We start from the raw sequence: 23,818 nt of genomic DNA, 5'->3' as shown, positions 1-23,818 counted from the left end.
GACCATGCAAATCAAACCCTGGATGCGCGCCGCTTGCGTCGCGCTGGCCGCCGGTGCCTTATTTCCGGCCGCCGCCCATGCCGGCACCTGGTGCTCGAGCGGCAAGACCGTGCACTTTGCCGGCGTGACGTGGGAAAGCGGTTCGTTCACCTCGGAAGTACTGCGCTATATCGCCGAGAAGGGCTACGGCTGCAAGACCGACACCGTGCCGGGCAGCACCGCCGCCACCGAAACGGCACTCGCGCGCGACGATCTGCAGGTCTGGGGCGAACAGTGGACAGGCCGCTCGGAGATCATCGCCAAAGGCGTCGCGGCCGGCCAGGTCAAGCTGATCGGCGACACGCTGCCCGGCGGCACCAACGAAGGCTGGTTCGTGCCGGAATACGTCGTCAAGGGCGACCCGGCGCGCGGCATCAAGCCGCTCGCACCGAACCTGGCATCGGTGGCCGATCTGCCGAAATACAAGGATCTCTTTGAGGACGACGAAGAACCCGGCAAGGGACGTTTCCTCAACTGCCCGGCCGGCTGGGATTGCGAACGCGTCAACACGCGCCTCCTGAAAGTGCTCAAGCTCGACGACAGCTACACGAATTTCCGTCCAGGCACCGGCGCCGCGCTCGACGCCGCCATCGCGTCCGCCTATCAGCGCGGCAAGCCGATCCTGTTCTATTACTGGGAACCGGCTGCGTTGATGGCAAAGTACAAGTTCGTGCAACTGAAGATGCCGCCGTTCGACCAGAAGTGCTGGGAGACGCTGCGTGCCGACAACAGCACGTCGCAATGCGCGTCGTCGTATCTGGTCTCGCACCTGAAGGTCGGCGTCTCGACGCCGTTCTATCAGGCCGAGCCTGACCTGATGGCCGCTTACGCGAAAGTGACCTTCTCGATGGACTTCCTGAACAAGACCATTCTCGAGATGACCAGCAAGAAGATCGACGGTCAGACGATGGCCAAACAGTTCCTCCACGATCATCCGGAAATGTGGAAACCGTGGGTTTCGAACGACGTCGCGTCGAAGATCCAGGCCTCGCTCGCAGGCGCCTGATCTGCGACGACGTCGCGACGCTTTGGGCTTGGGCTGAACGGATGGCGCTGCATGCCATCCGTTCAGGCGCATCGGAGGTTTGATCATGCATTCGTTTTTCCTGCACCTGTCGATTGCCGACTGGGTCAACGACGCGGTTCAGTCGTTCGTCACCCAGTACGGCGACAGCTTTCATAACTTCAGCATCGCGCTGCTGCGCTATCTGCTGGTGCCGCTCGAAGGCGCGCTGCGCGCGACGCCGCCGTGGCTGATCCTGCTTGCCGTAGGCGCGATTACGTGGAATGCGACGCGGCGGCTCGGTATCGCCGGCTTCTTCGTCCTGCTGCTTTACGCGATCGGCTGCTTCGGTCTGTGGGACAAGCTGATGGAGACGCTCGCGCTGATGCTGGTGGCCACCGTGCTCTCCGTCGCGCTCGGCGTGCCGCTCGGTATCTTCACCTCGCGCAGCGCATGGCTGCGGCGCATCCTGCTGCCGGTGCTCGACATCATGCAGACGCTGCCGAGCTTCGTGTACCTGATCCCCGTGCTGATGCTGTTCGGCCTCGGCAAGGTGCCCGCGATTCTCGCCACCATCATCTATGCGCTGCCGCCGCTGATCCGTTTGACCGATCTCGGCATCCGTCATGTGGATGCAGACGTGGTCGAAGCCGCGCGCGCATTCGGTACGACGCGCTGGCAGTTGCTGGTCAACGTGCAGTTGCCGCTCGCGCGCCCCAGCATCATGGCCGGCATCAACCAGACCACGATGATGGCGCTGTCGATGGTGGTGATCGCCTCGATGATCGGCGCACGTGGGCTCGGTGAGGACGTGCTGGCGGGGATTCAGACGCTCGATGTCGGCAAGGGCACGCAGGCGGGCATTGCGATCGTGATCCTGGCGATTGTGATCGACCGGATCAGCCAGGGGTATGGACAGGATCGTCGTACGCGGCGTCTGCTGGCGTTGCGCAGGAAGGCGAAGGCGGTGTCGCGCGTGCCGTACAAGGTCGCGGCTACCGAAGCCGGGGCGGATGAGGCCAACAGCGAGGCTCATGCCGCTCAGGGCGGGCTTGAAACCCGCGCGGCGAAGTAATCGTCAGGAAAGCAGAGAAGCGCTCAGGAGAATGACATGGCAGCGATAGAAGTCAGACACGTCTACAAGCTGTTCGGCCCCGAGACCGGTCACGCACGCGTGCTCGACCTGCTCAAAAGCGGCAAGGGCAAGGCCGACGTGCTCGCGCAAACCGGCTGCAACGTCGGACTGAACGACGTGAGCCTGAACATCGGTTCGGGCGAGATTTACGTGATCATGGGCCTCTCGGGTTCCGGCAAGTCCACGCTCGTGCGCCACTTCAACCGGCTGATCGAGCCGACCGCGGGCGAAATCGTGATCGACGGTTCGGACGTCATCAGGCTGAACCCGCAGGGCCTGCGAGAACTGCGCCGCTACAAGGTCAGCATGGTGTTCCAGAACTTCGGACTGCTGCCGCACCAGACCGTGCTCGACAACACCGCGTACGCCCTGCGCACGCGCGGCGAAGGCAAGGCCGAAGCGAACGAGAAGGCGCGCACGTGGCTCGGCAAGGTGGGTCTGAACGGCTACGGCGAGCACTATCCGGACGAGCTGTCCGGCGGCATGCGCCAGCGCGTGGGCCTCGCCCGCGCGCTCGCCGCCGATACCGACGTGCTGCTGATGGACGAAGCGTTTTCCGCGCTCGATCCGCTGATCCGCACGGAAATGCAGGACCAGTTGCTGCAGTTGCAGGCGACGCTGAACAAGACCATCGTGTTCATCACGCACGATCTGGATGAGGCGCTGCGCATCGGCAACCGCATCGCGATCCTGAGAGACGGCACGCTGGTGCAGGAAGGTACGCCGGACGAGATTCTCACGCGTCCCGCCGACGATTATGTGCGGCGTTTCGTGGAGCGGCGCGCGGGCGTACCGCATTGAAGCAGTCGGATCAAACGAGGAACCCGTGGCAGACCGTGCGTCTATGTGCGTACGGCACCCGCTCGGCGCCGGGTAGAATGCACGCGAAGTGACAGATTGCGGACCACGGTCCGTCGTCTGCATTTCGCCCTGCCGTTCTCTCGTTCCCCATGAATCTCGAAAGCGTTCTCTTTACCCAGGGTTTCGGTTCACGACGTCAATGCCGCGCGCTGATCGCCGACGGCCGCGTGACGATCGACGGCGCGCTCCACGCCGACCCCGATGCCGAGGTGCCGACCGAGGCGCTCAACTTCGCCGTCGACGGCATCACGTGGCCGTACCGCGAACACGCCTATCTGCTGCTCAACAAACCCGCCGGCTACGAATGCTCGCGCGAGCCGCAGCATCATCTGAGCGTGTTCAACCTGCTGCCGCCACAGTTTGCGGCGCGCGGCGTGCAGTGCGTCGGGCGGCTCGATCAGGATACGACCGGCCTCCTGCTGCTCTCCGACGACGGCAAGTTCGTCCATGCGTTCACCTCGCCGAAGCGCAAGGTGCCGAAGGTCTACGTGGCGACCACCCGCCATCCGCTCGACGATGCGCAACTCGGCGCCCTGCGCGAGGGCGTGCTGCTGCATGGCGAGCCGAAACCGATCGCCGCCGTCGCGGCACAGGCACGCAGCGAGCACACGCTCGAACTCACCGTGCTCGAAGGCAAATACCATCAGGTCAAGCGCATGGTCGCGGCGGCAGGCAACCGCGTGGAGGCGCTGCACCGCGAGCGGATCGGCGGCTTGAGCTTGCCTGCCACCCTGGCCGAAGGCGCATGGCAGTGGCTCGACGAAACCGACCTCGGATCTTTACGGAGCGGGTAAACCGGTAAGCGGGCCGCGCGGCCCCGTGGCGTCGAGCGTCCTGTGTGCACCGCCCCACCCAGGCCGGCGTCGCCGCTCCGTTTGCGCTGCGACGCAGCATGCCCTTCCTGACAAGTCGCTCTATACTCGATTAAAGAATGACTACAAAGGTTCAGGGAGGGGCGCCATGATCATCAACAATTCGTTCGAGATCCCGGCCGCGATCATTGGGTTTATCAGCCTTGCTGTGGTCCTGGTGGGTGCGCTGCTGTTCGTCATGCGTGTGCGCCACAAGTATCATCCGAGCCTGATCGGCGCGCTGGTCGGTGCGGTCCTGTGCTTCCTGCTGCTGGAAGCGCTGCCCGCGCTCACCTGAGATCGCTTGAGGCGGGTGTCGCGTCACCCTGCGCGCTGCGCAGGAAATCCGCTACCGTCGGATAGCGCAGACGCACGCGCAGTTCGCGCTTCATCCGCTCGTTCACGAGCCGCCGCGATTCGCGCATGAACGACATCATCATCGGTTCAAGTTGCGCCTCCGCTTGCGCCCGCGTGATACGCGGGGCACGTTCGAGGCCGTACGCGTCGGCCACCGCATCGAAGTACTCGCCCATTTTCAGCGTCGTATCGTCCGACGCGTGGACCACCCGCCCGCGCCGCCCGAGCCGCATCATGCGCACCAGAATCGCGGCGAGGTCGTCGGCGTGGATATGGCTGGTATAGACGTCGTCCGCATCGATCAGCGCGGGGGTGCGCTTTTCGAGCCGCGCGAGCGGCAAGCGGTTGCCCGCATAGATGCCGGGAATCCGCGCGATGCTCGCCTGCACGGCGCCGCGCGCGGTGGCGCGCCGCAATTGCCGTTCGGCCGAGACCCGCCGCATCGCGCGCGGATTGGCCGGGCGGACCGTACGCGTTTCGTCGATCAGCGCCCCGCCGCAGTCGCCGTAAACCCCCGTCGTGCTGGCGTAAACCATACGCACGGGCGGGCGCCTAGCGGCAGGGCGGCCTACCCCGTCGGGTACAATATCGGCTGTTTCCCGTTCCATCCATGCAGCGCGCAGGCGGCGCAACCGTGCGACCGGCGCAACCGCACCGCGTGCCGGACGGATGCGGCGTGCGCTCAGGGCCGCGAGCAACCCGCGTGTGCGGCGGTCGTCGTCACCGGTCTTTTGTGGCGGCGCCAGATGCAGCACGCGCGGCGCGAGGCCCGCGAGCCGCTTCAGGCTGCTGCGCGCATCGAGGTCGCCGACAATCGGCGTCACGCCCGCCGCGCGCAATTCGGCGCACCGGGCAGGCTGGCTTGTCAGCGCAAACAGGCGCGCGCGCGGCCGCAGCAGTTCGACGCAACGCATGCCGACATCGCCGCAGCCCACAATGAGCACGCGCGGCCGGCGCAAGTTTCGTATGGCTTTCATGGTGGACGCATTGTAGCCGTCAAGGACGGCTCGCACCGATTACCGACTCTTCGAACTCGAACACGCTATGGCATTTAATGTAACCCTCCGGCAAAGCGGCCGGCAGTTTCAAGTAGAACCCGATGAACCGGTCCTGACCGCCGCCCTCCGCCAGGGCATCGGCTTACCGTACGGCTGCAAGAACGGCGCCTGCGGCTCCTGCAAGGGCACCGTGCTGAGTGGTGAAGTCGAACAGCGCCAGCACTCGTCGTCGGCGCTGTCGAACGACGAAAAGACCCGCGGCATGGCGCTCTTCTGCTGCGCGACGCCATGCACCGATCTCGAGATCGACATCCGCGAAGTGGCCGGCGTCGGCGATGTGCAGGTCAAGAAGCTGCCGTGCCGCGTGAACGCCATCGAACGCAAGGCCGACGACGTCGTCGTGCTGAAGCTGCAGTTGCCCGCCAACGAGCGTCTGCAATATCTCGCCGGCCAGTACCTCGAATTCATCCTGAAGGACGGCAAGCGCCGCAGCTATTCGATGGCGAATGCGCCGCACGTCGAAGGCCCGATCGAACTGCACATCCGCCATATGCCCGGCGGCGCATTCACCGATCACGTCTTCAACACCATGAAAGAGCGCGACATCCTGCGCTTCGAAGCGCCGCTCGGCACCTTCTTCCTGCGCGAAGATTCGGACAAGCCGATCGTGCTGCTCGCCTCCGGCACCGGCTTCGCGCCGCTGAAGGCGATCGTCGAACACGCGGCGTTCAAGAATCTCGAGCGGCCCATGACCCTCTACTGGGGCGCGCGCCGCAAGAAAGACCTGTACCTGCTGGAGCTCGCCGAGCAATGGGCGCGCGAGATCCCGAACTTCAAGTTCGTGCCCGTGCTGTCCGAGCCGGACCCGAGCGACGCCTGGACCGGCCGTACCGGCTTTGTTCATCGTAGCGTCATCGAAGACCTGCCAGACTTGTCGGGTTATCAGGTGTACGCCTGCGGCGCACCGGTGATGGTCGAATCGGCGCAGCGCGATTTCACGCAGCACCACGGCCTGCCGGAAGACGAGTTCTATGCGGATTCCTTCACGAGCGCAGCGGATCTCGCCAATCCGGTCTAACTCGCCGGTGAAGCCATGAAGCGCGCCACCGTAAGCTCTGAAAGCCCACGCGGCGGACCCCAAAAATCCGCCGCCGACGAAATTCATGGTTTACACCGGCGCTCGCGTTGTCGTATTCTTTCGCCCATGAACCGCATCCAGTCCGAACTTCGACGTCGCCGCTCGCTGCTCCCTTAGGGACGCCGCCGGCTTTGTCACGGATTCGCGCCGATCAGGCGCATGTTGTTCGAATCACGAAAGCCACGGCATGCCGTGGCTTTTTTGTTTTTGCCGTTTCCTTTTCCGATCCTTCACCCCTGCAACGCCCGGAGCCTGCCGCCATGAATTTCAATGAGTACCCCGTCGAGTCGCTGATGTACATCACCAACCGGCCCGAGATCGTTTTCACGCACGGCAAGGGTTCGTGGATCTACGACAACACCGGCAAGCGATACCTCGATTTCATCCAGGGGTGGGCCGTCAACAGCCTCGGGCATTGCAACGAAGGCATGATCGACGCGCTGAACAAGCAGGCGCAACTGCTGATCAATCCGTCGCCGGCCTTCTACAACGCGCCGATGGCGCAGCTCGCGGGCCTGCTCACGCAGCATAGCTGCTTCGACAAGGTGTTCTTCGCGAACAGCGGCGCCGAAGCCAACGAAGGCGCCATCAAGCTCGCGCGCAAGTGGGGCAAGAAGCATAAGGACGGCGCTTTCGAGATCATCACGTTCGACCACAGCTTCCACGGCCGCACGCTCGCCACCATGTCGGCAAGCGGCAAGCCCGGCTGGGACACCATCTACGCGCCGCAAGTGCCGGGCTTCCCGAAGGCCGACCTGAACGACATCGCCTCGGTCGAGAGGCTCATCAGCGGCAAGACCGTCGCCGTGATGCTCGAACCGATCCAGGGCGAAGGCGGCGTGATCCCCGCGACGCGTGAGTTCATGCAGCAACTGCGCGCGCTGACGCAGAAGCACAACCTCCTGTTGATCGTCGACGAAGTGCAAAGCGGTTGCGGCCGTGCAGGCACGCTGTTCGCGTATGAGCTGTCGGGTATCGAGCCTGACATCATGACGCTCGGCAAGGGCATCGGCGGCGGTGTGCCGTTGGCGGCGCTGCTGTGCAAGGCCGCGGTCGAAGTGTTCGAAGCCGGCGATCAGGGCGGCACCTATAACGGCAACCCGCTGATGACGGCGGTGGGTTACTCGGTGATCTCGCAACTGACCGCGCCGGGCTTCCTCGAAGGCGTGCGGGCGCGCGGCGAGTATCTGCGCGCGAAGCTGCTGGAGCTATCCGAAGAACGCGGTTTCGAGGGCGAACGTGGCGAAGGGTTGCTGCGCGCGCTGCTGCTCGGCAAGGACATCGGCAACCAGATCGTCGAAAAGGCTCGCAACATGCAGCCGGACGGCTTGCTGCTGAACGCGGCGCGCCCCAACCTGCTGCGCTTCATGCCGGCGCTGAACGTGACGAACGAAGAAATCGACCAGATGATGGCCATGCTGCGGTCGATTCTCGACACCCTGTAATCCGCCCGGAGCGCATATGACGATGACGACGACCGCACCGCTCTCGATCCGCTGCTTCGAAGCCCGCGACACCGATGCCGTGGTCGCGCTGTGGCAAGAGGCGTTCCCCGAGTACCGGGACCTCACACGGCCGCAGCGCAATCCGCATCTGTCGATCGCCAACAAGATGACCACGCAGCCGGAACTGTTCTTCGTCGCCGAGTTCGAGGGACAGCTGGTCGGCACGGTGATGGCGGGCTATGACGGGCACCGAGGCTGGATGTACTCGCTCGCGGTGGACACGACGCGGCGGCGGCTCGGCATCGGCACGCGGCTGGTCGCACATGCGGAGGCGGCGCTGACCGCGCGCGGCTGCCCGAAGGTGAATCTGCAGGTGCTCTCGGCGAAGGAAGATATTCGCGGGTTTTATGAAGCGCTCGGATATCGCGCAGATGCTGTGATCAGTATGGGCAAGCGGCTGGGGGAATTCGCCGACGCCGCGCCGGACGTCATGTGTCTGAAATGACAAAGGCCGCATGCATCGAACGACGCATGCGGCCTTTTTTCCTTAGCAGGTCAGCGAGGCTTACTCACCCAGATAAGCAGCCCGAACCTTCGGATCATCCAGCATCTGCTTCGCGTCGCCGGACATCGTCACCAGACCCGAGTCCATCACGTAGCCGCGATTGGCCGCCTGCAACGCCAGACGCGCGTTCTGCTCGACCAGCAGCACGGTCATGCCTTCGGCCGAGATCGCCCGCACCACTTCGAAGATCTTCTCGACCATGATCGGCGACAGGCCCATCGACGGCTCGTCGAGCAACAACAGCTTAGGCTTGCTGATGATTGCGCGCGCCATCGCCAGCATCTGCTGCTCGCCGCCCGACAACGTGCCCGCGTACTGCGAAGCGCGTTCCTTCAGACGCGGGAAGAAGCCGAACATGCGATCCACGTCCGCCTTGATGGCGTCCGTGTCGTTACGCAGATACGCGCCCATCTGCATGTTCTCGACAATCGACATGCGCGAGAAGATGCCACGGCCTTCCGGCACCATCGCCAGACCGCGCTTGAGCAGCTCGTGCGCGGGCAGGCCCTTGATCGACTCGCCCATGTACTCGATGTCGCCCGCCGCGTACGCCTTCAGGCCGGTAATCGCCTTCATGGTCGTGGTCTTGCCTGCGCCGTTCGCGCCGATCAGCGTGACCAGTTCGCCCTGCGCCACTTCCAGGTCGATACCCTTGACGGCCTGAATACCGCCGTAATTGACCTGCAGGCCCTTGATTTTCAACATTGCCGTAGCCATCAGTGGACCCCCGCACCCAGATATGCCTCAATCACCTTCGGGTCCTTCTGCACGTCTTGCGGCAGACCCTGGGCAATCACCTTGCCGTAATCGAGCACTGTCATGTTGTTGCACAGGCCCATCACCAGTTTCACGTCGTGCTCGATCAGCAGGATCGTCTTGCCGTCGCTGCGGATCTTGTCGAGCAGCTTGGTGAGTTCGACCTTCTCCGTCGCGTTCATGCCGGCGGCCGGTTCGTCCAGCGCCAGCAGCTTCGGATCTGTAGCCAGCGCACGAGCGATTTCCAGACGACGCTGGTGACCATACGACAGGTTGCGCGAGGTATAGTCCGCGTATTGCAGCACGCCGACGTACTCCAGCAACTCCAGCGCGCGTTCCTTGATCTCGCGCTCTTCCTTGCGCTCCGACGGCGTCTGGAATACGGCGCCGATCAGGCCATGCTTCGTGCGCACGTGACGGCCCACCATCACGTTTTCCAGCGCGGTCATGCCGCCGAACAGACGGATGTTCTGGAACGTACGGGCAATGCCGGCCTTCGCAACCTGGTACACCGCGGTCGGCGTGTAGGTCTCGCCGTTGAGCCTGAAGTCGCCGGAGTCCGGCGTGTACAACCCCGTGATCACATTGAAGAACGTGGTCTTGCCGGCGCCGTTCGGACCGATCAGACCGTAGATCTCACCGGCCTTGATTTCCAGGCCCACATCGGACAGTGCCTGCAGGCCGCCGAAACGCTTGTTCACGCCCTTGACGGACAGGCGGATTTGATTGTCGCTCATTAGATTTCTCCTCCAGGCCTTAGGCGCGCACCGGCTTCTTGCTGTTGCGCTTCGCGATTTTCGCAATCTTGTCCTCGTGCTTCGGTGCCGGCCACAGGCCTTCCGAGCGGTACAGCATGATGAGAACCATCGCGAGACCGTACAGCAACTGACGGATCACTTCGGTATCGACAATTTCATGGCCGAAGATCATGTTCTGCAGCGGCCCCATCGTCGAGCGCAGGAATTCCGGAAACACCGCGAGCAGCACCGCACCGAGAATCACGCCCGGGATGTGGCCCATACCGCCCAGCACCACGCAGGCCAGCACCACGACCGATTCCCAGAAGGTGAACGATTCCGGCGACACGAAGCCCTGGAAGCCGCCGAACATCGCGCCCGACAGGCCGCCGAACGATGCGCCCATCGCAAACGCCAGCAGCTTCACGTTACGGGTGTTGATGCCCATCGCCTTGGCGGCGATTTCGTCTTCACGAATCGCGGCCCATGCACGGCCGATCCGCGAGTGCTGCAGACGCGTACACACCCAGATCACCAGCAAGGCACACAGCACGAACAGGTAGTAATACATGTACACCGTCGTGAACTGGAAGCCGAGGAACGTATGGGTCTGCGCGAGACTGAAGCCGCCGACCTGCACCGGGTCGATCCCCGTGATCCCCTGCGGCCCGTTGGTGATGTTCACCGGACGGTCGAGGTTGTTCATGAAGATCCGCACGATTTCCCCGAAGCCCAACGTCACGATGGCGAGGTAGTCGCCGCGCAGACGCAGCGTCGGAGCGCCGAGCAGCACGCCGAACATCGCCGCGAGCGCCATGGCGATCGGCACGATGATCCAGAACGGCGTATGCAGGCCGCCCGGGAACAGATGCGCGATCCAGGCGAACTGGGTCGTCAGGTGCGGCGACGACAGCAGGGCCGTCGTGTAGGCGCCGATCGCGTAGAACGCGATGTAGCCCAGGTCCAGCAGGCCGGCGAAGCCGACCACCACGTTCAGGCCCAGTGCCAGCATCACGTACAGCATCGCGAAGTCGAGCACGCGCACCCAGTAGTTGCCGCCGACTGCGCCGATGATCATCGGTGCGGCGATGACGAAGATCGCGGTGATGACGCCGACCGTCAGGGTCTTCGTCATGTTCTTTTCAGGGATGAGCGTCGTGGACGGCTCGATCGGTTGAATTGAGGTCATGTTATTTGCTCCTTAGCCCAGGTCAGGCGCGATCTGCGACACGTTCGCCAAGCAGGCCCGACGGACGGAACACCAGCACGACGATCAGCACGATGAATGCGAACACGTCCTGGTAGTTACTGCCGAACACGCCACCCGTCAGGTTGCCGATGTAGCCCGCACCCAACTGTTCGATCAGGCCAAGCACGACACCGCCGACCATGGCGCCGCCGAGATTGCCGATGCCGCCCAGCACAGCCGCGGTAAAGGCCTTCAGACCGGGGATGAAGCCCATGTAGAAGTGCGCGTTGCCGTATTCCGAGGCGATCATGACGCCGGCCAGCGCAGCGAGCGCCGAGCCGATCATGAAGGTGGCGGAGATCACGAAGTTCGGATTCACGCCCATCAGGCTCGCGACGTTCGGATTCTCGGCAATCGCACGCATGGCGCGACCGAGCTTCGTCTTGTGCACGAGCAGCAGCAGCCCGCCCATCACGAGGAACGCGACCACGATGATGACGATTTCAGTCATCGAGATCACGGCGCCCGGATTGTTGGGGCCGGCCTTGATCACGTTGAGCGGATCGGTAGGCAGCAGTTGCGGGAACGGCAGCGGATTGCGCGACCAGATCATCATCGCGAGCGTCTGCAGCAGGATCGACACGCCGATGGCGGTGATCAGCGGCGCGAGACGCGGCGCACGGCGCAACGGCCGGTAGGCCACGCGCTCGATCGTATAGCCGACCACCGAGCAGACGACCGCTGCGATGATCAACGCGATGATGAGCGTCGGCACATTGCCTAGCCCCGGAAAGTGGTTCTGAAGCACGCCTATGGCTGAGAGCGCAACCATCGCGCCCACCATCAACACATCGCCGTGCGCGAAGTTGATGATGCCCAAGATGCCGTAAACCATCGTATAGCCCAGTGCGATGATGGCGTAAACGCTGCCAAGCACCAGTCCGTTGAGGATCTGCTGGATGAAGATATCCATTTAATGCTCCTTAGCCCGTGCGACTGGATTCGCGTCTGCATCGACCGGTGGGCGGTCATGTTGTACGGAATCGCAACGGCACTGCGGGTACTGATGTAAAAGACCGGTAAGGGTTATCCGCCGCCAACTCGTCATGCGACCGGGATGCAGTCGCCGCTTCGTCGGCACCGGATGCAAAAACGACACCAATGGGTGGGCCAGGTGCCGTCAGGCTGTACTACCGTCATTACATCTCTACGGCGTCGAGGACCGCTGCTTCGCTGTCCTTGAAGTCGTAAAGCGTAATGGCGCCTTCTTTCAAATCACCCTTGTGGTCGAATGCGATGTGGCCGGTTACCCCGTTGTAACCGGTGGACGGCATCGCAGCCAGCACCTTGGGCGCGTCGATTGAGTTGGCGCGCTTCATTGCATCGACGATCACGCACAAAGCGTCATGCGCGAACGGCGCGTCAATCTGCACCGGCGTGTGGGAACGATCTTCGGCCTGCTGCTTGAAGTCCGCTCCCGGGTTCCGCATCGAAAGCACAACACCCGCCTTCGAACAGACCGGGTTGCGCATGGCGGATTCCGCCAGCTCCCCCACCTTGGCGGTATACACGCCGTCGCCGCCAAGGATTTGTGCCCCGATACCGGACGTGGCCGCCTGCTTCGCATGCGCCCCGTCCGTCGTGTTCATTCCGCCGGACTGGCCTACGTCCGGCTGAACACGCTTGATCATGGTGAGAATGGCCCGGATCTCCGGGACCTCGTCATTTGCTAACGGGACGCGCTGGCTGCCGCTCGCCCGCCGCTCGATGCTGATTTCCTCAACCGCCAATCGCGTCCCGTTTTCGTTGTGTTTGCCTGGATAGGCAATCCTTCCCATTAATGGGGCCGCATGACCGGCGATGGCGCTCGTTGCGCCCGTGCCCGCCTCGACATCGCTCTTCTTGCTGCACGCGGTCAGCATCTCTACCGCGGCCGGAGCGGACACGGCGTAAGCAAACTTGACTCGCATTAAGTAGGTCTCCAGCGCCTTGCCAAATTCATTGCTCGAGACCCGGAGGCCTTGAGAACGCGCGCATTGTAACTCCAATTATGCGATGGGCAATATTGTTGAAACGGCAGGGTTTTCCTGCATTGCAACCGCATTTTGTGAGCAATAACGCACAAAAGGCGCAACCCGGTTGCGACATTTTTTCGTGCATCAGTTGCACCATCGTAGACCCCAGCAGCATCAAGTGTTGCAGCGATCGTGGTGGCCGCCTGATTTCATCGCGCTGAGCGATAGGTACTACGTTTCTATATCGGCCGGACTGTCCGCACAATGTTAGTGCATCAAAAATCGCCAGTGTCGAATATCGCGGTCACAAATGGGGATCGATCATTGCCCGAGCGATAAAATAAAATCATCGGGACGCAGAAAATTTGTGTGGCGTGCGCTGAAAACAGCTCCATTTTTGTGATTTGGCACTTATTAATGGAAAGCGCCGCTTCCTCGGGGGACATAAAAAAAGCGCGCCCAAGGCGCGCTTTCTTACAGAGACGTGAGCGGAATGTCAGGCCGGCAAGCCCAAACCGCGCGGCAACGGAAACGCGATGTTTTCTTCGATGCCTTCAAGCGCGCGCACGTTGCGCACACCCAGTTCGCGCAAACGGGCAATGACCGCCTGGGCGAGCACCTCGGGAGCCGAGGCGCCGGCTGTCACGCCAATGCGGCGCTTGCCGACGATCCAGGCCGGATCGATCTGGTCGGGCGAGTCCACCATATACGAAGGAATGCCGCGCTTCTCGGCAACCTCGCGCAAGCGGTTCGAATTGGAACTGTTCGGGCTGCCCACCACGATCACCACGTCGCACTGCGGCGCCATGAACTTGACCGCATCCTGGCGATTCTGCGTGGCGTAACAGATGTCCTGCTTTTTCGGCTCCTTGATGGCCGGATACTTGGCCTTGAGCGCGGCGATGATCTCGGCCGCATCGTCGACCGACAGCGTGGTCTGCGTGACGAACGCAATCCGTTCCGGGTCGGCGAGTTGCAGCGCCTGCACGTCCTCGATATCTTCGACGAGATACATGCCCTCGCCCGCCTGCCCCATCGTGCCCTCGACCTCCGGGTGGCCCTTGTGACCGATCATCACGATATCGAAGCCTTCCTGGCGCATCTTCGCCACTTCGATATGCACCTTGGTGACGAGCGGACAGGTTGCGTCATAAACCCGCAGGCCGCGCGATTCGGCTTCCGAGCGCACGGTCTTGGAGACGCCGTGCGCGCTGAAGATCACCGTATTGCCGGCCGGCACTTCTTCCAGCTGCTCGATGAAGATGGCGCCCTTCTTGCGCAGATCCTCAACGACATAGGCGTTGTGGACAATTTCGTGGCGCACGTAGATGGGTGAACCGTGCAGCTTGATCGCGCGTTCGACGATTTCGATGGCCCGATCGACACCCGCGCAAAACCCACGCGGTTGCGCCAGCAGGATCTCGGCTTCAGTCAGAGTCGTATCCGTGGTGCTCATGTTTACAGAATCCCGATGATTTTCACTTCGAACGCCAACGCCTGGCCGGCGAGCGGGTGATTGAAATCGAACAGGGCGGACGTTTCGCCGACTTCCTTCAACACGCCTGCGTAACGTCCGCCACCTGGTGCGTTGAATTCGACGAGATCGCCCGGCGAAAAATCCTCACCGATCATGCTGTTTTCGCGCAACGTGGCGAGCGAAACCCGCTGAAGCAGTTCCGGATTGCGGGGGCCGAACGCCTGCTCCGGCGTTAGCTGAAAGGTCGAATGGTGGCCGACCTTCAATCCCAGCAAAATATCTTCCAGCGGCGGAGCCAGTTGGCCGGCGCCCAGCAGGAGCGTGGCCGGCTTTTCGGTAAAGGTGTTGATGACTTCGGCGCCATCGGCAAGCGAAAGCCGGTAATGGAGCGTGACGTGCGAACCGGGTTTCACTTCAGAGATGTCGATGATGCTCATGCAATAACTCGTTCAGTCGGGACGCGCCGCACACGTGCGCGCAGGGCGCAGCCGGTGCGGGTGGCAAACCGTCATGGTGCCGTGCGCAAAGGCCCTATTGTAAGCCACATATCCAGCGGCGGCTTGGGTGCATCGTATCCGCTGCCGCCACAGGTGAGGACTTTCCCGCCTTCTAACCGGAGAACAATGAGATGGACGATTACGCCTGCGTGGAAACAGCGGCAGATCCTGTAGAGACCAACGCTGCGGCGAAAGTGTCCGGGCTAGCGGCGCCCCAAGCGGCGGCGCGCGGACCGGCCAGGCTCAGGCTGGCCGCAAGCGCGGGGGTGCCCGAGCCGCACGGACCGGGCGCACCCGCCGCCAGGCCAGACAAGTTCGGGGCGGACGTGCTCGCGTTCAGCGCGGCCCGCCCGGATACATCGTGGGCAACCCCGCGCCGGCTCACCGGACGCAAGCGTTCGCGCGGCAAACGCGATATGCCGCGCGAACGCCTGCTCGATTTCGGGCCCGCAACCCTGAGCAATGCCGATCTGGTCGCATTGGTGCTCGGTTCGGGGCTGCCGGGGCACGATGTATTTCGCATCGCCCACTCCCTGCTGAAGCGATTCGGCTCGCTGCGGGCGCTGCTCGACGCCACACCGGCGGATTTCGACGGCCTGCCGGGCATCGGCCCGGCGAAAACGGCCCAGTTGCTCGCCATCCTCGAACTGGCGCGGCGCTCGCTCGTGGAAAAGATGCGCGAAAAGCCGCTGATCGATTCCCCCGAAGCAGTCGAAGACTACTTGCGCCTGTTGATAGGCTCCAGGCCCCATGAAGTCTTCGTGTGCCTCTTTCTGGACGCCCGGCACCGCCTGATCGACTTTGAAGAAAGCTCGCGCGGTTCGCTCACGCGCATGGCGGTCTATCCGCGCGAAATCGTCCGCCGCGCGCTAGCGGCAAATGCAGCCAGCATGATCGTGGCGCATAATCACCCCTCCGGCGCGGTCAAACCCAGCGCCAGCGACCGGCGCCTGACGCAGGTGCTGCGCGACACGCTTGCGTTGATCGACGTCCAACTGGTCGATCATCTCGTGATCGGCACGCACGAGACGTTCTCGTTTGCCCGAGCCGGCTGGTCGTGAGCTTGCGCGGTCCCGGCGCCGCGGGGCCCGCCGTATCGCGGCTGCGCCCTTACGCCGTCGCGCCGTTGTCGTACGGTTGCCCCCATGGCCGATCGCAAATAAGGTTTGATTTATCGGGTTTTTTTCTGCTAGAATTCCGGTTTGCCTGTTTCCAACCCTGTTCCGAAGCCATCAAAGGCCTTCCGGCGGATAAGCGACTGAGTAATCATCGCAACCCTTCCGGATAACTTTCGCGGCGTCCGAACTCAGAATTAGCGTATTAGGAGTGCTCTCATATGGCACGCGTATGCCAAGTAACTGGGAAAGCGCCGATGAGCGGCAACAACGTTTCCCACGCGAACAACAAGACCAAGCGCCGGTTCCTGCCGAACCTGCAAAACCGCCGTATTTGGGTGGAAAGCGAAAACCGTTGGGTGCGTCTGCGCGTTTCGAACGCCGGCCTGCGTCTGATCGACAAGAACGGTATCGACGCTGTGCTCGCAGATCTGCGCGCACGCGGTGAAGCCTAAGGAGTAAATGATGGCAAAAGGCGCACGCGACAAGATCAAGCTGGAATCGACCGCAGGCACGGGTCACTTCTACACCACGACGAAAAACAAGCGCAACATGCCGGAAAAGATGGAGATCAGCAAGTTTGATCCCGTCGTCCGCAAGCATGTGCCGTACAAGGAAACCAAGATCAAATAAGATCTTGCTTCCTGTTTGTTGACGAAGACGAAAGCCCCGCATCCGTGCGGGGCTTTTTGTTTTCAGCGCGCTTTTTTCAGCACCGCCCATCAACGTCGTGCGAACCGCGGCCCTGAGCGTCTCAGCCCATTTCCCTGCACGTTCTCCTTTGCTTGCGGCATTGGCCATTCGGCTAGCTTTCCCTCGAGTCATGCGACGCGTATCCTCTGTCGTTTATCGGTGAGCGGCGACACGAGTCGCAACGGCTGATCAAGCGATGGAGACGCAGGAAATGAATTTTGATGTGGCAATTGTCGGTAGCGGCCTGGCGGGTCTGAGTGTTGCATTGAATCTGGCGGAGACGCGGCGGGTCGCGGTGATTGCCAAGGTTTCAATGACCGAAGGCGCGAGCGACTGGGCACAGGGTGGCATCGCCGCCGTGCTGGATTCCGCGGACAGCATCGAAAACCATGTCAGCGACACACTGATTGCCGGCGGCGGCCTGTGCGACGAAGCGGCCACGCGGTTCATCGTCGAACATGGGCGCGAAGCCATTGAATGGCTGATCGCCCAGGGCGTGCCGTTCACCAAAGACGATGCGGCCGAGCTCGGCTTTCACCTCACGCGCGAAGGCGGCCATAGTCACCGCCGGATCATTCATGCAGCGGACGCCACCGGCCACGCGGTCGTCGCCACGCTCAGCGAGCGCGTGCGCCGACATCCGAACATCACGCTGCTGGAAAATCACTATGCCATCGACCTGATCACGTCGGACCGCCTCGGCCTGCCGGGCCGACGCTGTCACGGGCTGTATGCGCTCGATCTGGAAAGCGGCCGCACGGTCACCATCGAGGCGCCGCATACGGTGCTCGCCACGGGCGGCGCGGGCAAGGTGTACCTCTACACCACGAACCCGGACACCGCGACCGGCGACGGTATCGCCATGGCGTGGCGCGCCGGCTGCCGCGTCTCGAACATGGAATTCATCCAGTTCCATCCGACCTGCCTGTTCCATCCCTACGCCAAATCCTTTCTGATCTCGGAAGCGGTGCGCGGCGAAGGCGGCATTCTGAAGCTGCCGGATGGCACGCGCTTCATGCCCCAGCACGACGAGCGCGCCGAACTGGCGCCGCGCGACATCGTCGCGCGGGCGATCGACTTCGAGATCAAGAAGCGCGGCATCGACTGCGTGTACCTCGATATCAGTCATCAGCCCGCGAGTTTCCTGCAAGAGCATTTTCCGACCATCCTCGCGCGCTGCCTCGAGTTCGGCATCGACATCACCAAAGAACCCATTCCGGTCGTGCCCGCGGCGCACTACACCTGCGGCGGCGTCGTCACGGACCTGGCAGGCCGCACCGACCTGTCGGGCCTCTATGCGGTCGGCGAAACCTCCTGCACCGGATTGCACGGCGCCAACCGCCTCGCCAGCAATTCGCTGCTGGAGTGTCTCGTGATCGGCCGCTCCGCGGCGGCCGCCATCGAAGCGGAAGGGTTCAGCGCCGCCGCCCATGCGCCGCTGCCCGATTGGGACGAGAGCCGCGTGTCCGACCCGGACGAAGAAGTGGTCGTCGCTCACAACTGGGACGAATTGCGCCGCCTGATGTGGAATTACGTCGGCATCGTGCGAACCGACAAGCGGCTTGCCCGCGCCAGGCATCGCCTCGCGCTGCTGCGCGACGAAATCCTCGAGTACTACGCGAACTTCAAGGTAAGCCGCGATCTGCTCGAATTGCGCAACCTGGTGGACGTGGCGTCGCTAATCGTCGACAGCGCCCGCTCGCGGCGCGAAAGCCGTGGACTCCATTTCAGCCGCGATTGGCCTGCCGCGCTACCGAAAGCATTGCCGACAGTGCTGTCGCCCGAGAACGTGCGGAACCGCAACATCTGATACGCGGTTTATCGTGCGGGTGGCGGATCATCCATCGTCCCGACCGAACCCGCGTGAAAGCGAAAAGGCCATCGCTCGTGTGCGATGGCCTTTTCGCCGCAGAGGCAGCCTGAAGCCGAAGCCGAAGCCGAAAAATCAGACAATCCGCATCGAGTAATCCGTTGCGCGCACGTCCTTCGTCAACGCGCCGATCGAAATACGATCCACGCCGGTCTCCGCAATCGTCCGCACCGTCTCGAAGTTCACGCCGCCCGACACTTCGAGCACCGCCCGCCCCGCCGTGAGGCGCACGGCATCGCGCATGGCGTCGAACGAGAAGTTGTCGAGCAGAACGGATTGCGCACGATGCGCCAACGCCGTTTCAAGCTGCTCCAGCGTCTCCACCTCGATCTGGATCGACACGCCCGCGTTCAAGGCGAGCGCGGCGTCCATCGCCGGCCCCACTCCGCCCGCTGCCGCGATGTGGTTTTCCTTGATGAGAATGCCGTCGTAGAGCGCAAGCCGCTGGTTGGCGCCACCGCCCACGCGCACCGCGTACTTCTGGGCGAGCCGCAGACCAGGCAAGGTCTTGCGCGTATCGAGAACGTGCGCCTGCGTATGGGCGATGGCGTCGACGTAGCGGCGCGTCGCGCTCGCCACACCTGAAAGCATCTGCAGGAAATTCAGCGCGTTGCGCTCAGCCGTGAGTAATGCGCGCGCCGGGCCGCGCAGTTTGCAAACCGTCGTGTCGGCCGTCATAAGTTCGCCTTCACGATAGCGCCACTGCACGTCGATGCGCGGATCGACGTGGTGCATCACTGCGTTGAACCACGGCACGCCGCATAACACAGCGTCCTCACGCACAATGATGCGGGCGTCGCGCAGATCGTCGGCGGGCACGAGGCGTCCGGTCTGATCGCCGGTGCCCACATCTTCCGCCAGCGCATCGGCAACATTGCGCGCGAGCGCTACGTCGAACGCCGCGCCGTATTGGGCACGCACTTCCGCAAACAACGGGGAGACCGCGTCAACCTGATACCGCGTGTATGTCTGTTCGACCGCCCCCATTACGCCGCTCCCACGTTCGAAAACAATGCCGTGTCTTTCGCGAGGTCGCCGCTCGTCTGCACCCGCTTCTTGTGACGCGCGGCGAAGTCGAGCATGCGGTCGATCGGCAAGCGCGCCCGTTCGCCCACGGCGCGATCGACAAGGATCTCGTTGTGACCACGCTCCAGCACGTCGGCCAGATTCGCCAGTCCGTTCATTGCCATCCACGGGCAATGCGCGCAACTTTTGCAGGTTGCGCTATTGCCGGCCGTCGGGGCTTCGATAAAGGTCTTGCCAGGCGCAGCCAGACGCATCTTGTACAGAATGCCGAGATCCGTCGCCACGATAAAGTGCTTCGCATCGAGCCGTTGCGCGGCGTCGATCAGTTGAGTCGTCGAGCCCACGACATCGGCCAGCGCCACAACGCTCTCCGGGGACTCGGGATGCACCAGCACCTTGGCGTCCGGATACTGTTCGCGCAGCAGATCGAGTTCAATTCCCTTGAATTCGTCGTGCACGAGGCACGAGCCCTGCCAGAGCAGCATGTCCGCGCCGGTCTTCTTCTGGATGTAGCTGCCGAGATGCCGGTCCGGCGCCCAGATAATCTTTTCGCCGCGCGCGTGCAGGTCGGCGACGATCTCGAGGCCGATCGACGACGTCACCATCCAGTCCGCCCGCGCCTTCACGGCTGCGCTGGTGTTCGCGTAGACCACCACCGTGCGATCCGGATGCGCGTCACAGAATGCGGAAAACTCGTCGACGGGACAGCCCAGGTCGAGCGAGCAGGTTGCATCCAGATCCGGCATCAGCACGCGCTTGCCGGGACTGAGGATTTTCGAGGTCTCGCCCATAAAGCGCACACCGGCGACGACCAGCGTCTGCGCCTCATGATCGCGGCCGAAACGCGCCATTTCGAGCGAGTCCGCCACGCAGCCGCCGGTCTCGTCGGCGAGCTCCTGCAGCTCCGCGTCGACGTAATAGTGCGCAACGAGCACCGCCTTCTCACGCTCAAGCAACGCGCGGATACGCGCCTTCAGCGCAACCTTTTCTTCTGCCGACGGCGCCTCGGGCACCTTGGCCCACGCCTGTCCGATGCCGCAGGTCAAGCCCTGCGCCTGCGGCCGGTCGTATTCGACGCTCCTGATCGCCTGCTGATTCATGATCCCCTCTGCCCTGCTGATGCGCCGCAGATCGCCGTGCGCCTTATGCCTCGCGTCCAACGTTTTATGCGGCCCAAAAAAGCAAAACCCCGCCAACGCGGGGTTTTGTGACGAACCTGAATCTTAATAGATTTCGTGCTTAGTTTCCTGGCTCAGGCATAGCGGCGCAGACGCGTCGCAAACTCCTGGAGTGCCTTGATACCGCTTTGTTCTGCACGATGACACCAATCCTGCAATTGCACGAGCAGTTGTTCGCGCGAGGCGTTCGAACGCTCCCACATGGCCGCGAGCTCGTTACGCAACTCGATGTAGGTACGCAGCTTCTGGCTGTTCGCGAAGATTTGCGGCAATTGACGCTTCTGCGGTTCGTCGAGGCCGGCTTCTTCCTTGTGGAACCAGCTACGTGCACCGCGCATCACCTGGTACTTTTCGCGCGCGCCCACTTCCTTCAGGTGCGCCAGTTCCTGGCGATATGCGCGCTTGAGCGCCTTACCGTAGCGGGCCATGACTTCGTAGCGGTTAGCCAGCACGGCCTGCAAGGTGTCCTGGTCCAGCACGAGCTTGCCGGTGGTCAGGCGCGGCGTGGGTGCAATCTTCTTCACCTTGGCCAGACGGAAGGCCGACATGATACGGATATACATCCAGCCGATATCGAACTCGTACCACTTGTTCGACAGCTTGGCCGACGTCGCATACGTATGGTGGTTGTTGTGCAGTTCTTCGCCACCGATCAGGATGCCCCACGGGAAAATGTTGGTGCTCGCATCAGCCGAGTTGAAGTTGCGATAGCCCCAGAAGTGCGCGAGACCATTGACAACACCCGCCGCCCAGAACGGAATCCAGATCATCTGCACGGCCCAGACCGTCAGGCCGACGAGGCCGAACAGCGCGACGTTGAGCACCATCATCAGGCTCACGCCAAGAATCGGGTACTTCGTGTAGACGTTGCGTTCCATCCAGTCGTTCGGCGTGCCGTGACTGAACTTGCGCATGGTTTCTTCGTTCTTCGCTTCGCTGCGATAGAGCTCGGCGCCTTCCAGCAACACCTTCCAGATGCCGCGCGTTTGCGGGCTGTGCGGATCTTCTTCGGTCTCGCACTTGGCGTGGTGCTTACGGTGAATCGCGGCCCATTGGCCGGTCAACATGCCTGTGGTCATCCACAGCCAGAAGCGGAAAAAATGACTGACCGCGGGATGCAGGTCGAGGGCGCGGTGCGCCTGGCAGCGGTGCAGATACACCGTCACGCCAATGATCGTGATGTGCGTCACCACGGCCGTGTACACCACGAGTTGCCACCACGAGAAGCGCAGCAGACCGTGGGCAAGAAAATCAAGCAAGGAATTCAACAAGGCAATTTACCTGTGGAACGAGAGTGACAGGACACCAAAAGACAACACGTACAGAGTAACCGAGAGACTAACCAAAAACGCGGTGTCAAGAAAGTGAAAGCATACGAACAGATTGGACGTTATTCTACGCGAACCGTTCCAAGTGTTTGTAACAATTGGGGATTTTTTGTAGCGCATCAACCAGGGCAAACACGCTGATGCGGTATTTTTGGCGGCCTTGCAAGGCCGCACAGCCGCCTCAGGCGGCACTGCCGGGCTCGTTGGCTGCGTCTCCGGTCAGATTTACCGGTCGCGACAGAATGTCGCCCGCGCCGACAATCCGCAGCTCGCGTTGCGCGTAGGGAATCGAAATGCCGTGCTCGCCGAACAGACGCCAGATATTGCGGTTGATCGCCGAGCGCACGCTGGAGGTGCCGGTTGCGGCGTCCTCGATCCAGAAACCCAGTTCCAGGTTGATGCCGTCCGGGCCGAATCCGACCAGATAAGGCGTCGGGGCGGGATCCAGCAGCACCCGGTCGACGCCGTGCGCAGCCTCGGCAAGCAGCGCCATGGCCTCGTCCACATCCGACGTGTACGCCACCTGAACGGCGATCTTCGCGTACCCGCGAGTCAGATAGGACGACTGGTTCTGTACGACATCGGTGATCAGCTTTTCGTTTGGAATCAGCGTTTCGATGCCGTCCAGTCCGCGCACCACCGTGTAGCGCGTGCGGATCTGCGTGACCATGCCCTGCAGGCCGCCGGTATTGATGGTGTCGCCGATCCGCAGCGAACGGTCGATCAGGATGATGAAGCCCGACACGTAGTTACTGGCGATCTTCTGCAAGCCAAAGCCGAGCCCCACCCCCAGCGCGCCGCCGAACACCCCCAGCACCGTAATGTCGATGCCCACCAGCGACAGGCTGATCAGCACCGCCGCCAGCATGAACGACGCGCGGCCGACCCGCGCCACCACCACTTTCAGGTTCGCATCGAGCGTGCGGGCGCGCATCAGCCGCTCCTCGAACGCCGAGCCGAGCCACATCGCCACCACCATCGTCACGCAGACCCACAGCAGCCCCGTCGACAGGGACAGCAGCGTCATGTGCGCATTGGCCACACGAAAGCGCACGCTGGCCATCCAGTCGAGGACGTCGTCCTGAATGCCCATCACAGTCAGCACCATGCCGACCCAGACGATCAGCGAGACGACCTTTTCGACGAAAAACAGCAGCGTATGGGCTTCGCCGTCGCTGCCGAAGACGCGCCGGGCGAAGAAGAACATCACATAGATCAGCCCGATGCCGAACAGCGGCACCAGCGCCAGGTCGAGTAGCGCCGTATGCATGAAGGGCGAGGCGACCGCCTGCGCGAGCCAGACCAGCGCGGCGCCGATCAGCGGAAAGAATGCGCGGTTCAGGCTTTCCGCGCCGAAGCGCAGCGCCTGATAGCGCGTCTGCCGGCGCAGGTCGAGCGTGCGGCGCAGCAGCCAGGCAAGCCCCCACGCGAGCAGGAGCGTGCCGAGCAGCAAGCCGACCTGCCAAAGCATCACCGGCTGACCGAAGTCGTGGCCGACGTCGCCGAACAGGTGAGAGAAGATCCGATTCTGCATGGTGGGGTAGG

General features: G+C 62.7%; 24 protein-coding genes. 12 read left to right on the top strand and 12 right to left on the bottom strand.

Annotation, left to right across the window (positions count from 1 at the left end; all coding sequences use genetic code 11):
* Positions 1–4: 4 nt before the first annotated feature.
* From P3T42_RS23400 to P3T42_RS23380, 5 genes are all read left to right on the top strand, one after another.
* Positions 5–1,045, top strand: coding sequence for an ABC transporter substrate-binding protein (locus P3T42_RS23400; protein ID WP_429307370.1), 1,041 nt, complete (start codon positions 5–7; stop codon positions 1,043–1,045).
* An 85-nt stretch (positions 1,046–1,130) separates the two neighbouring features.
* Positions 1,131–2,117 carry an ABC transporter permease gene (locus tag P3T42_RS23395; RefSeq protein ID WP_429307369.1) on the top strand — a complete coding sequence of 329 codons (987 nt, stop codon included), beginning with the start codon at positions 1,131–1,133 and terminating at the stop codon, positions 2,115–2,117.
* A 36-nt stretch (positions 2,118–2,153) separates the two neighbouring features.
* Positions 2,154–2,978, top strand: coding sequence for a quaternary amine ABC transporter ATP-binding protein (locus tag P3T42_RS23390; RefSeq protein ID WP_074300558.1), 825 nt, complete (start codon positions 2,154–2,156; stop codon positions 2,976–2,978).
* A 149-nt stretch (positions 2,979–3,127) separates the two neighbouring features.
* Positions 3,128–3,832, top strand: a complete 705-nt coding sequence (locus P3T42_RS23385; RefSeq protein ID WP_429307368.1) for a pseudouridine synthase — start codon at positions 3,128–3,130, stop codon at positions 3,830–3,832.
* A gap of 166 nt (positions 3,833–3,998) precedes the next feature.
* Positions 3,999–4,187 (top strand): hypothetical protein, encoded by a 189-nt coding sequence (locus P3T42_RS23380; RefSeq protein ID WP_074300560.1) that lies wholly within the window; start codon positions 3,999–4,001, stop codon positions 4,185–4,187.
* Here P3T42_RS23380 and P3T42_RS23375 read toward each other — a convergent pair.
* Entirely contained in the window at positions 4,180–5,223 is a 1,044-nt protein-coding gene (locus P3T42_RS23375) for an NAD-dependent epimerase/dehydratase family protein (RefSeq protein WP_074300561.1), read from the bottom strand. The two genes, P3T42_RS23380 and P3T42_RS23375, sit on opposite strands and share 8 nt — an antisense overlap.
* A 67-nt stretch (positions 5,224–5,290) precedes the next feature.
* Between P3T42_RS23375 and P3T42_RS23370 the strand changes: the two genes are divergently transcribed.
* The 3 genes from P3T42_RS23370 to P3T42_RS23360 all read left to right on the top strand — a co-directional run bounded on the left by P3T42_RS23370 (position 5,291) and on the right by P3T42_RS23360 (position 8,332).
* Positions 5,291–6,322: a CDP-6-deoxy-delta-3,4-glucoseen reductase gene (locus tag P3T42_RS23370; protein WP_074300562.1), complete on the top strand. Its 1,032-nt coding sequence runs from the start codon at positions 5,291–5,293 to the stop codon at positions 6,320–6,322.
* A 320-nt stretch (positions 6,323–6,642) separates the two neighbouring features.
* Positions 6,643–7,827, top strand: a complete 1,185-nt coding sequence (locus P3T42_RS23365) for an acetylornithine transaminase (RefSeq protein ID WP_429307367.1) — start codon at positions 6,643–6,645, stop codon at positions 7,825–7,827.
* Between the two features lie 22 nt (positions 7,828–7,849).
* The gene (locus tag P3T42_RS23360) at positions 7,850–8,332 is read left to right on the top strand and encodes a GNAT family acetyltransferase (protein WP_429307416.1); all 483 of its coding nucleotides are present in this window, start codon (positions 7,850–7,852) and stop codon (positions 8,330–8,332) included.
* 60 nt (positions 8,333–8,392) lie between these two features.
* Here the strand turns inward: P3T42_RS23360 and P3T42_RS23355 are convergent, their stop codons facing one another.
* The 7 genes from P3T42_RS23355 to P3T42_RS23325 form a co-directional block, all read right to left on the bottom strand.
* Complete coding sequence (locus P3T42_RS23355; RefSeq protein WP_074300564.1) at positions 8,393–9,109, bottom strand: ABC transporter ATP-binding protein; 717 nt, start codon at positions 9,107–9,109, stop codon at positions 8,393–8,395.
* Entirely contained in the window at positions 9,109–9,885 is a 777-nt protein-coding gene (locus tag P3T42_RS23350; RefSeq protein ID WP_074300565.1) for an ABC transporter ATP-binding protein, read from the bottom strand. The genes P3T42_RS23355 and P3T42_RS23350 overlap by 1 nt, the downstream gene beginning before the upstream one ends.
* 19 nt (positions 9,886–9,904) lie before the next feature.
* The gene (locus P3T42_RS23345; RefSeq protein ID WP_074300566.1) at positions 9,905–11,074 is read right to left on the bottom strand and encodes an ABC transporter permease subunit; all 1,170 of its coding nucleotides are present in this window, start codon (positions 11,072–11,074) and stop codon (positions 9,905–9,907) included.
* Positions 11,075–11,096: 22 nt separating this feature from the next.
* Positions 11,097–12,047: a branched-chain amino acid ABC transporter permease gene (locus tag P3T42_RS23340; protein ID WP_074300567.1), complete on the bottom strand. Its 951-nt coding sequence runs from the start codon at positions 12,045–12,047 to the stop codon at positions 11,097–11,099.
* 226 nt (positions 12,048–12,273) lie between these two features.
* Positions 12,274–13,044, bottom strand: a complete 771-nt coding sequence (locus tag P3T42_RS23335; RefSeq protein WP_429307366.1) for an ABC transporter substrate-binding protein — start codon at positions 13,042–13,044, stop codon at positions 12,274–12,276.
* A gap of 541 nt (positions 13,045–13,585) precedes the next feature.
* On the bottom strand, positions 13,586–14,545 hold the full coding sequence (gene ispH / locus P3T42_RS23330; protein ID WP_074300569.1) for a 4-hydroxy-3-methylbut-2-enyl diphosphate reductase: 960 nt from the start codon (positions 14,543–14,545) through the stop codon (positions 13,586–13,588).
* Between the two features lie 2 nt (positions 14,546–14,547).
* Positions 14,548–15,003 carry an FKBP-type peptidyl-prolyl cis-trans isomerase gene (locus P3T42_RS23325; RefSeq protein WP_074300570.1) on the bottom strand — a complete coding sequence of 152 codons (456 nt, stop codon included), beginning with the start codon at positions 15,001–15,003 and terminating at the stop codon, positions 14,548–14,550.
* Between the two features lie 386 nt (positions 15,004–15,389).
* On the opposite strand from P3T42_RS23325, the gene radC reads away from it, so the two are divergent.
* From radC to nadB, 4 genes are all read left to right on the top strand, one after another.
* Positions 15,390–16,124 carry a RadC family protein gene (gene radC, locus P3T42_RS23320; protein WP_429307415.1) on the top strand — a complete coding sequence of 245 codons (735 nt, stop codon included), beginning with the start codon at positions 15,390–15,392 and terminating at the stop codon, positions 16,122–16,124.
* Positions 16,125–16,399: 275 nt separating this feature from the next.
* Positions 16,400–16,633: a 50S ribosomal protein L28 gene (rpmB, locus tag P3T42_RS23315; RefSeq protein ID WP_007180631.1), complete on the top strand. Its 234-nt coding sequence runs from the start codon at positions 16,400–16,402 to the stop codon at positions 16,631–16,633.
* Between the two features lie 10 nt (positions 16,634–16,643).
* Positions 16,644–16,811 (top strand): 50S ribosomal protein L33, encoded by a 168-nt coding sequence (rpmG, locus tag P3T42_RS23310; RefSeq protein WP_074263557.1) that lies wholly within the window; start codon positions 16,644–16,646, stop codon positions 16,809–16,811.
* 271 nt (positions 16,812–17,082) lie between these two features.
* Complete coding sequence (gene nadB, locus P3T42_RS23305; protein WP_074301743.1) at positions 17,083–18,681, top strand: L-aspartate oxidase; 1,599 nt, start codon at positions 17,083–17,085, stop codon at positions 18,679–18,681.
* 135 nt (positions 18,682–18,816) lie between these two features.
* On the opposite strand, the gene nadC is transcribed toward nadB, so the two are convergent.
* From nadC to P3T42_RS23285, 4 genes are all read right to left on the bottom strand, one after another.
* Complete coding sequence (gene nadC, locus P3T42_RS23300; protein ID WP_429307365.1) at positions 18,817–19,728, bottom strand: carboxylating nicotinate-nucleotide diphosphorylase; 912 nt, start codon at positions 19,726–19,728, stop codon at positions 18,817–18,819.
* Positions 19,728–20,867 carry a quinolinate synthase NadA gene (gene nadA, locus P3T42_RS23295; RefSeq protein WP_074300572.1) on the bottom strand — a complete coding sequence of 380 codons (1,140 nt, stop codon included), beginning with the start codon at positions 20,865–20,867 and terminating at the stop codon, positions 19,728–19,730. Before nadA ends, nadC begins: the two co-directional genes overlap by 1 nt.
* A 152-nt stretch (positions 20,868–21,019) precedes the next feature.
* Entirely contained in the window at positions 21,020–22,216 is a 1,197-nt protein-coding gene (locus tag P3T42_RS23290) for a DesA family fatty acid desaturase (protein WP_429307364.1), read from the bottom strand.
* A 238-nt stretch (positions 22,217–22,454) separates the two neighbouring features.
* The gene (locus P3T42_RS23285) at positions 22,455–23,807 is read right to left on the bottom strand and encodes a mechanosensitive ion channel family protein (RefSeq protein WP_074300574.1); all 1,353 of its coding nucleotides are present in this window, start codon (positions 23,805–23,807) and stop codon (positions 22,455–22,457) included.
* Between the last annotated feature and the right edge of the window lie 11 nt (positions 23,808–23,818).

It is taken from the genome of Paraburkholderia sp. GAS38 (genome assembly GCF_050434965.1).
In the GTDB taxonomy this organism is placed as follows: domain Bacteria; phylum Pseudomonadota; class Gammaproteobacteria; order Burkholderiales; family Burkholderiaceae; genus Paraburkholderia; species Paraburkholderia phenazinium_A.
Note: the sequence above shows the minus strand (reverse complement) of the source record. Positions and strands in the feature narration are given on the sequence as shown.

Coding starts and splice junctions, on each gene's coding strand:
- P3T42_RS23400 (WP_429307370.1), top strand. CDS start 5: ATGCAAATCAAACCCTGGATGCGCGCCGCTTGCGTCGCGCTGGCCGCC.
- P3T42_RS23395 (WP_429307369.1), top strand. CDS start 1,131: ATGCATTCGTTTTTCCTGCACCTGTCGATTGCCGACTGGGTCAACGAC.
- P3T42_RS23390 (WP_074300558.1), top strand. CDS start 2,154: ATGGCAGCGATAGAAGTCAGACACGTCTACAAGCTGTTCGGCCCCGAG.
- P3T42_RS23385 (WP_429307368.1), top strand. CDS start 3,128: ATGAATCTCGAAAGCGTTCTCTTTACCCAGGGTTTCGGTTCACGACGT.
- P3T42_RS23380 (WP_074300560.1), top strand. CDS start 3,999: ATGATCATCAACAATTCGTTCGAGATCCCGGCCGCGATCATTGGGTTT.
- P3T42_RS23375 (WP_074300561.1), bottom strand. CDS start 5,223: ATGAAAGCCATACGAAACTTGCGCCGGCCGCGCGTGCTCATTGTGGGC.
- P3T42_RS23370 (WP_074300562.1), top strand. CDS start 5,291: ATGGCATTTAATGTAACCCTCCGGCAAAGCGGCCGGCAGTTTCAAGTA.
- P3T42_RS23365 (WP_429307367.1), top strand. CDS start 6,643: ATGAATTTCAATGAGTACCCCGTCGAGTCGCTGATGTACATCACCAAC.
- P3T42_RS23360 (WP_429307416.1), top strand. CDS start 7,850: ATGACGACGACCGCACCGCTCTCGATCCGCTGCTTCGAAGCCCGCGAC.
- P3T42_RS23355 (WP_074300564.1), bottom strand. CDS start 9,109: ATGGCTACGGCAATGTTGAAAATCAAGGGCCTGCAGGTCAATTACGGC.
- P3T42_RS23350 (WP_074300565.1), bottom strand. CDS start 9,885: ATGAGCGACAATCAAATCCGCCTGTCCGTCAAGGGCGTGAACAAGCGT.
- P3T42_RS23345 (WP_074300566.1), bottom strand. CDS start 11,074: ATGACCTCAATTCAACCGATCGAGCCGTCCACGACGCTCATCCCTGAA.
- P3T42_RS23340 (WP_074300567.1), bottom strand. CDS start 12,047: ATGGATATCTTCATCCAGCAGATCCTCAACGGACTGGTGCTTGGCAGC.
- P3T42_RS23335 (WP_429307366.1), bottom strand. CDS start 13,044: ATGCGAGTCAAGTTTGCTTACGCCGTGTCCGCTCCGGCCGCGGTAGAG.
- ispH (WP_074300569.1), bottom strand. CDS start 14,545: ATGAGCACCACGGATACGACTCTGACTGAAGCCGAGATCCTGCTGGCG.
- P3T42_RS23325 (WP_074300570.1), bottom strand. CDS start 15,003: ATGAGCATCATCGACATCTCTGAAGTGAAACCCGGTTCGCACGTCACG.
- rpmB (WP_007180631.1), top strand. CDS start 16,400: ATGGCACGCGTATGCCAAGTAACTGGGAAAGCGCCGATGAGCGGCAAC.
- rpmG (WP_074263557.1), top strand. CDS start 16,644: ATGGCAAAAGGCGCACGCGACAAGATCAAGCTGGAATCGACCGCAGGC.
- nadB (WP_074301743.1), top strand. CDS start 17,083: ATGAATTTTGATGTGGCAATTGTCGGTAGCGGCCTGGCGGGTCTGAGT.
- nadC (WP_429307365.1), bottom strand. CDS start 19,728: ATGGGGGCGGTCGAACAGACATACACGCGGTATCAGGTTGACGCGGTC.
- nadA (WP_074300572.1), bottom strand. CDS start 20,867: ATGAATCAGCAGGCGATCAGGAGCGTCGAATACGACCGGCCGCAGGCG.
- P3T42_RS23285 (WP_074300574.1), bottom strand. CDS start 23,807: ATGCAGAATCGGATCTTCTCTCACCTGTTCGGCGACGTCGGCCACGAC.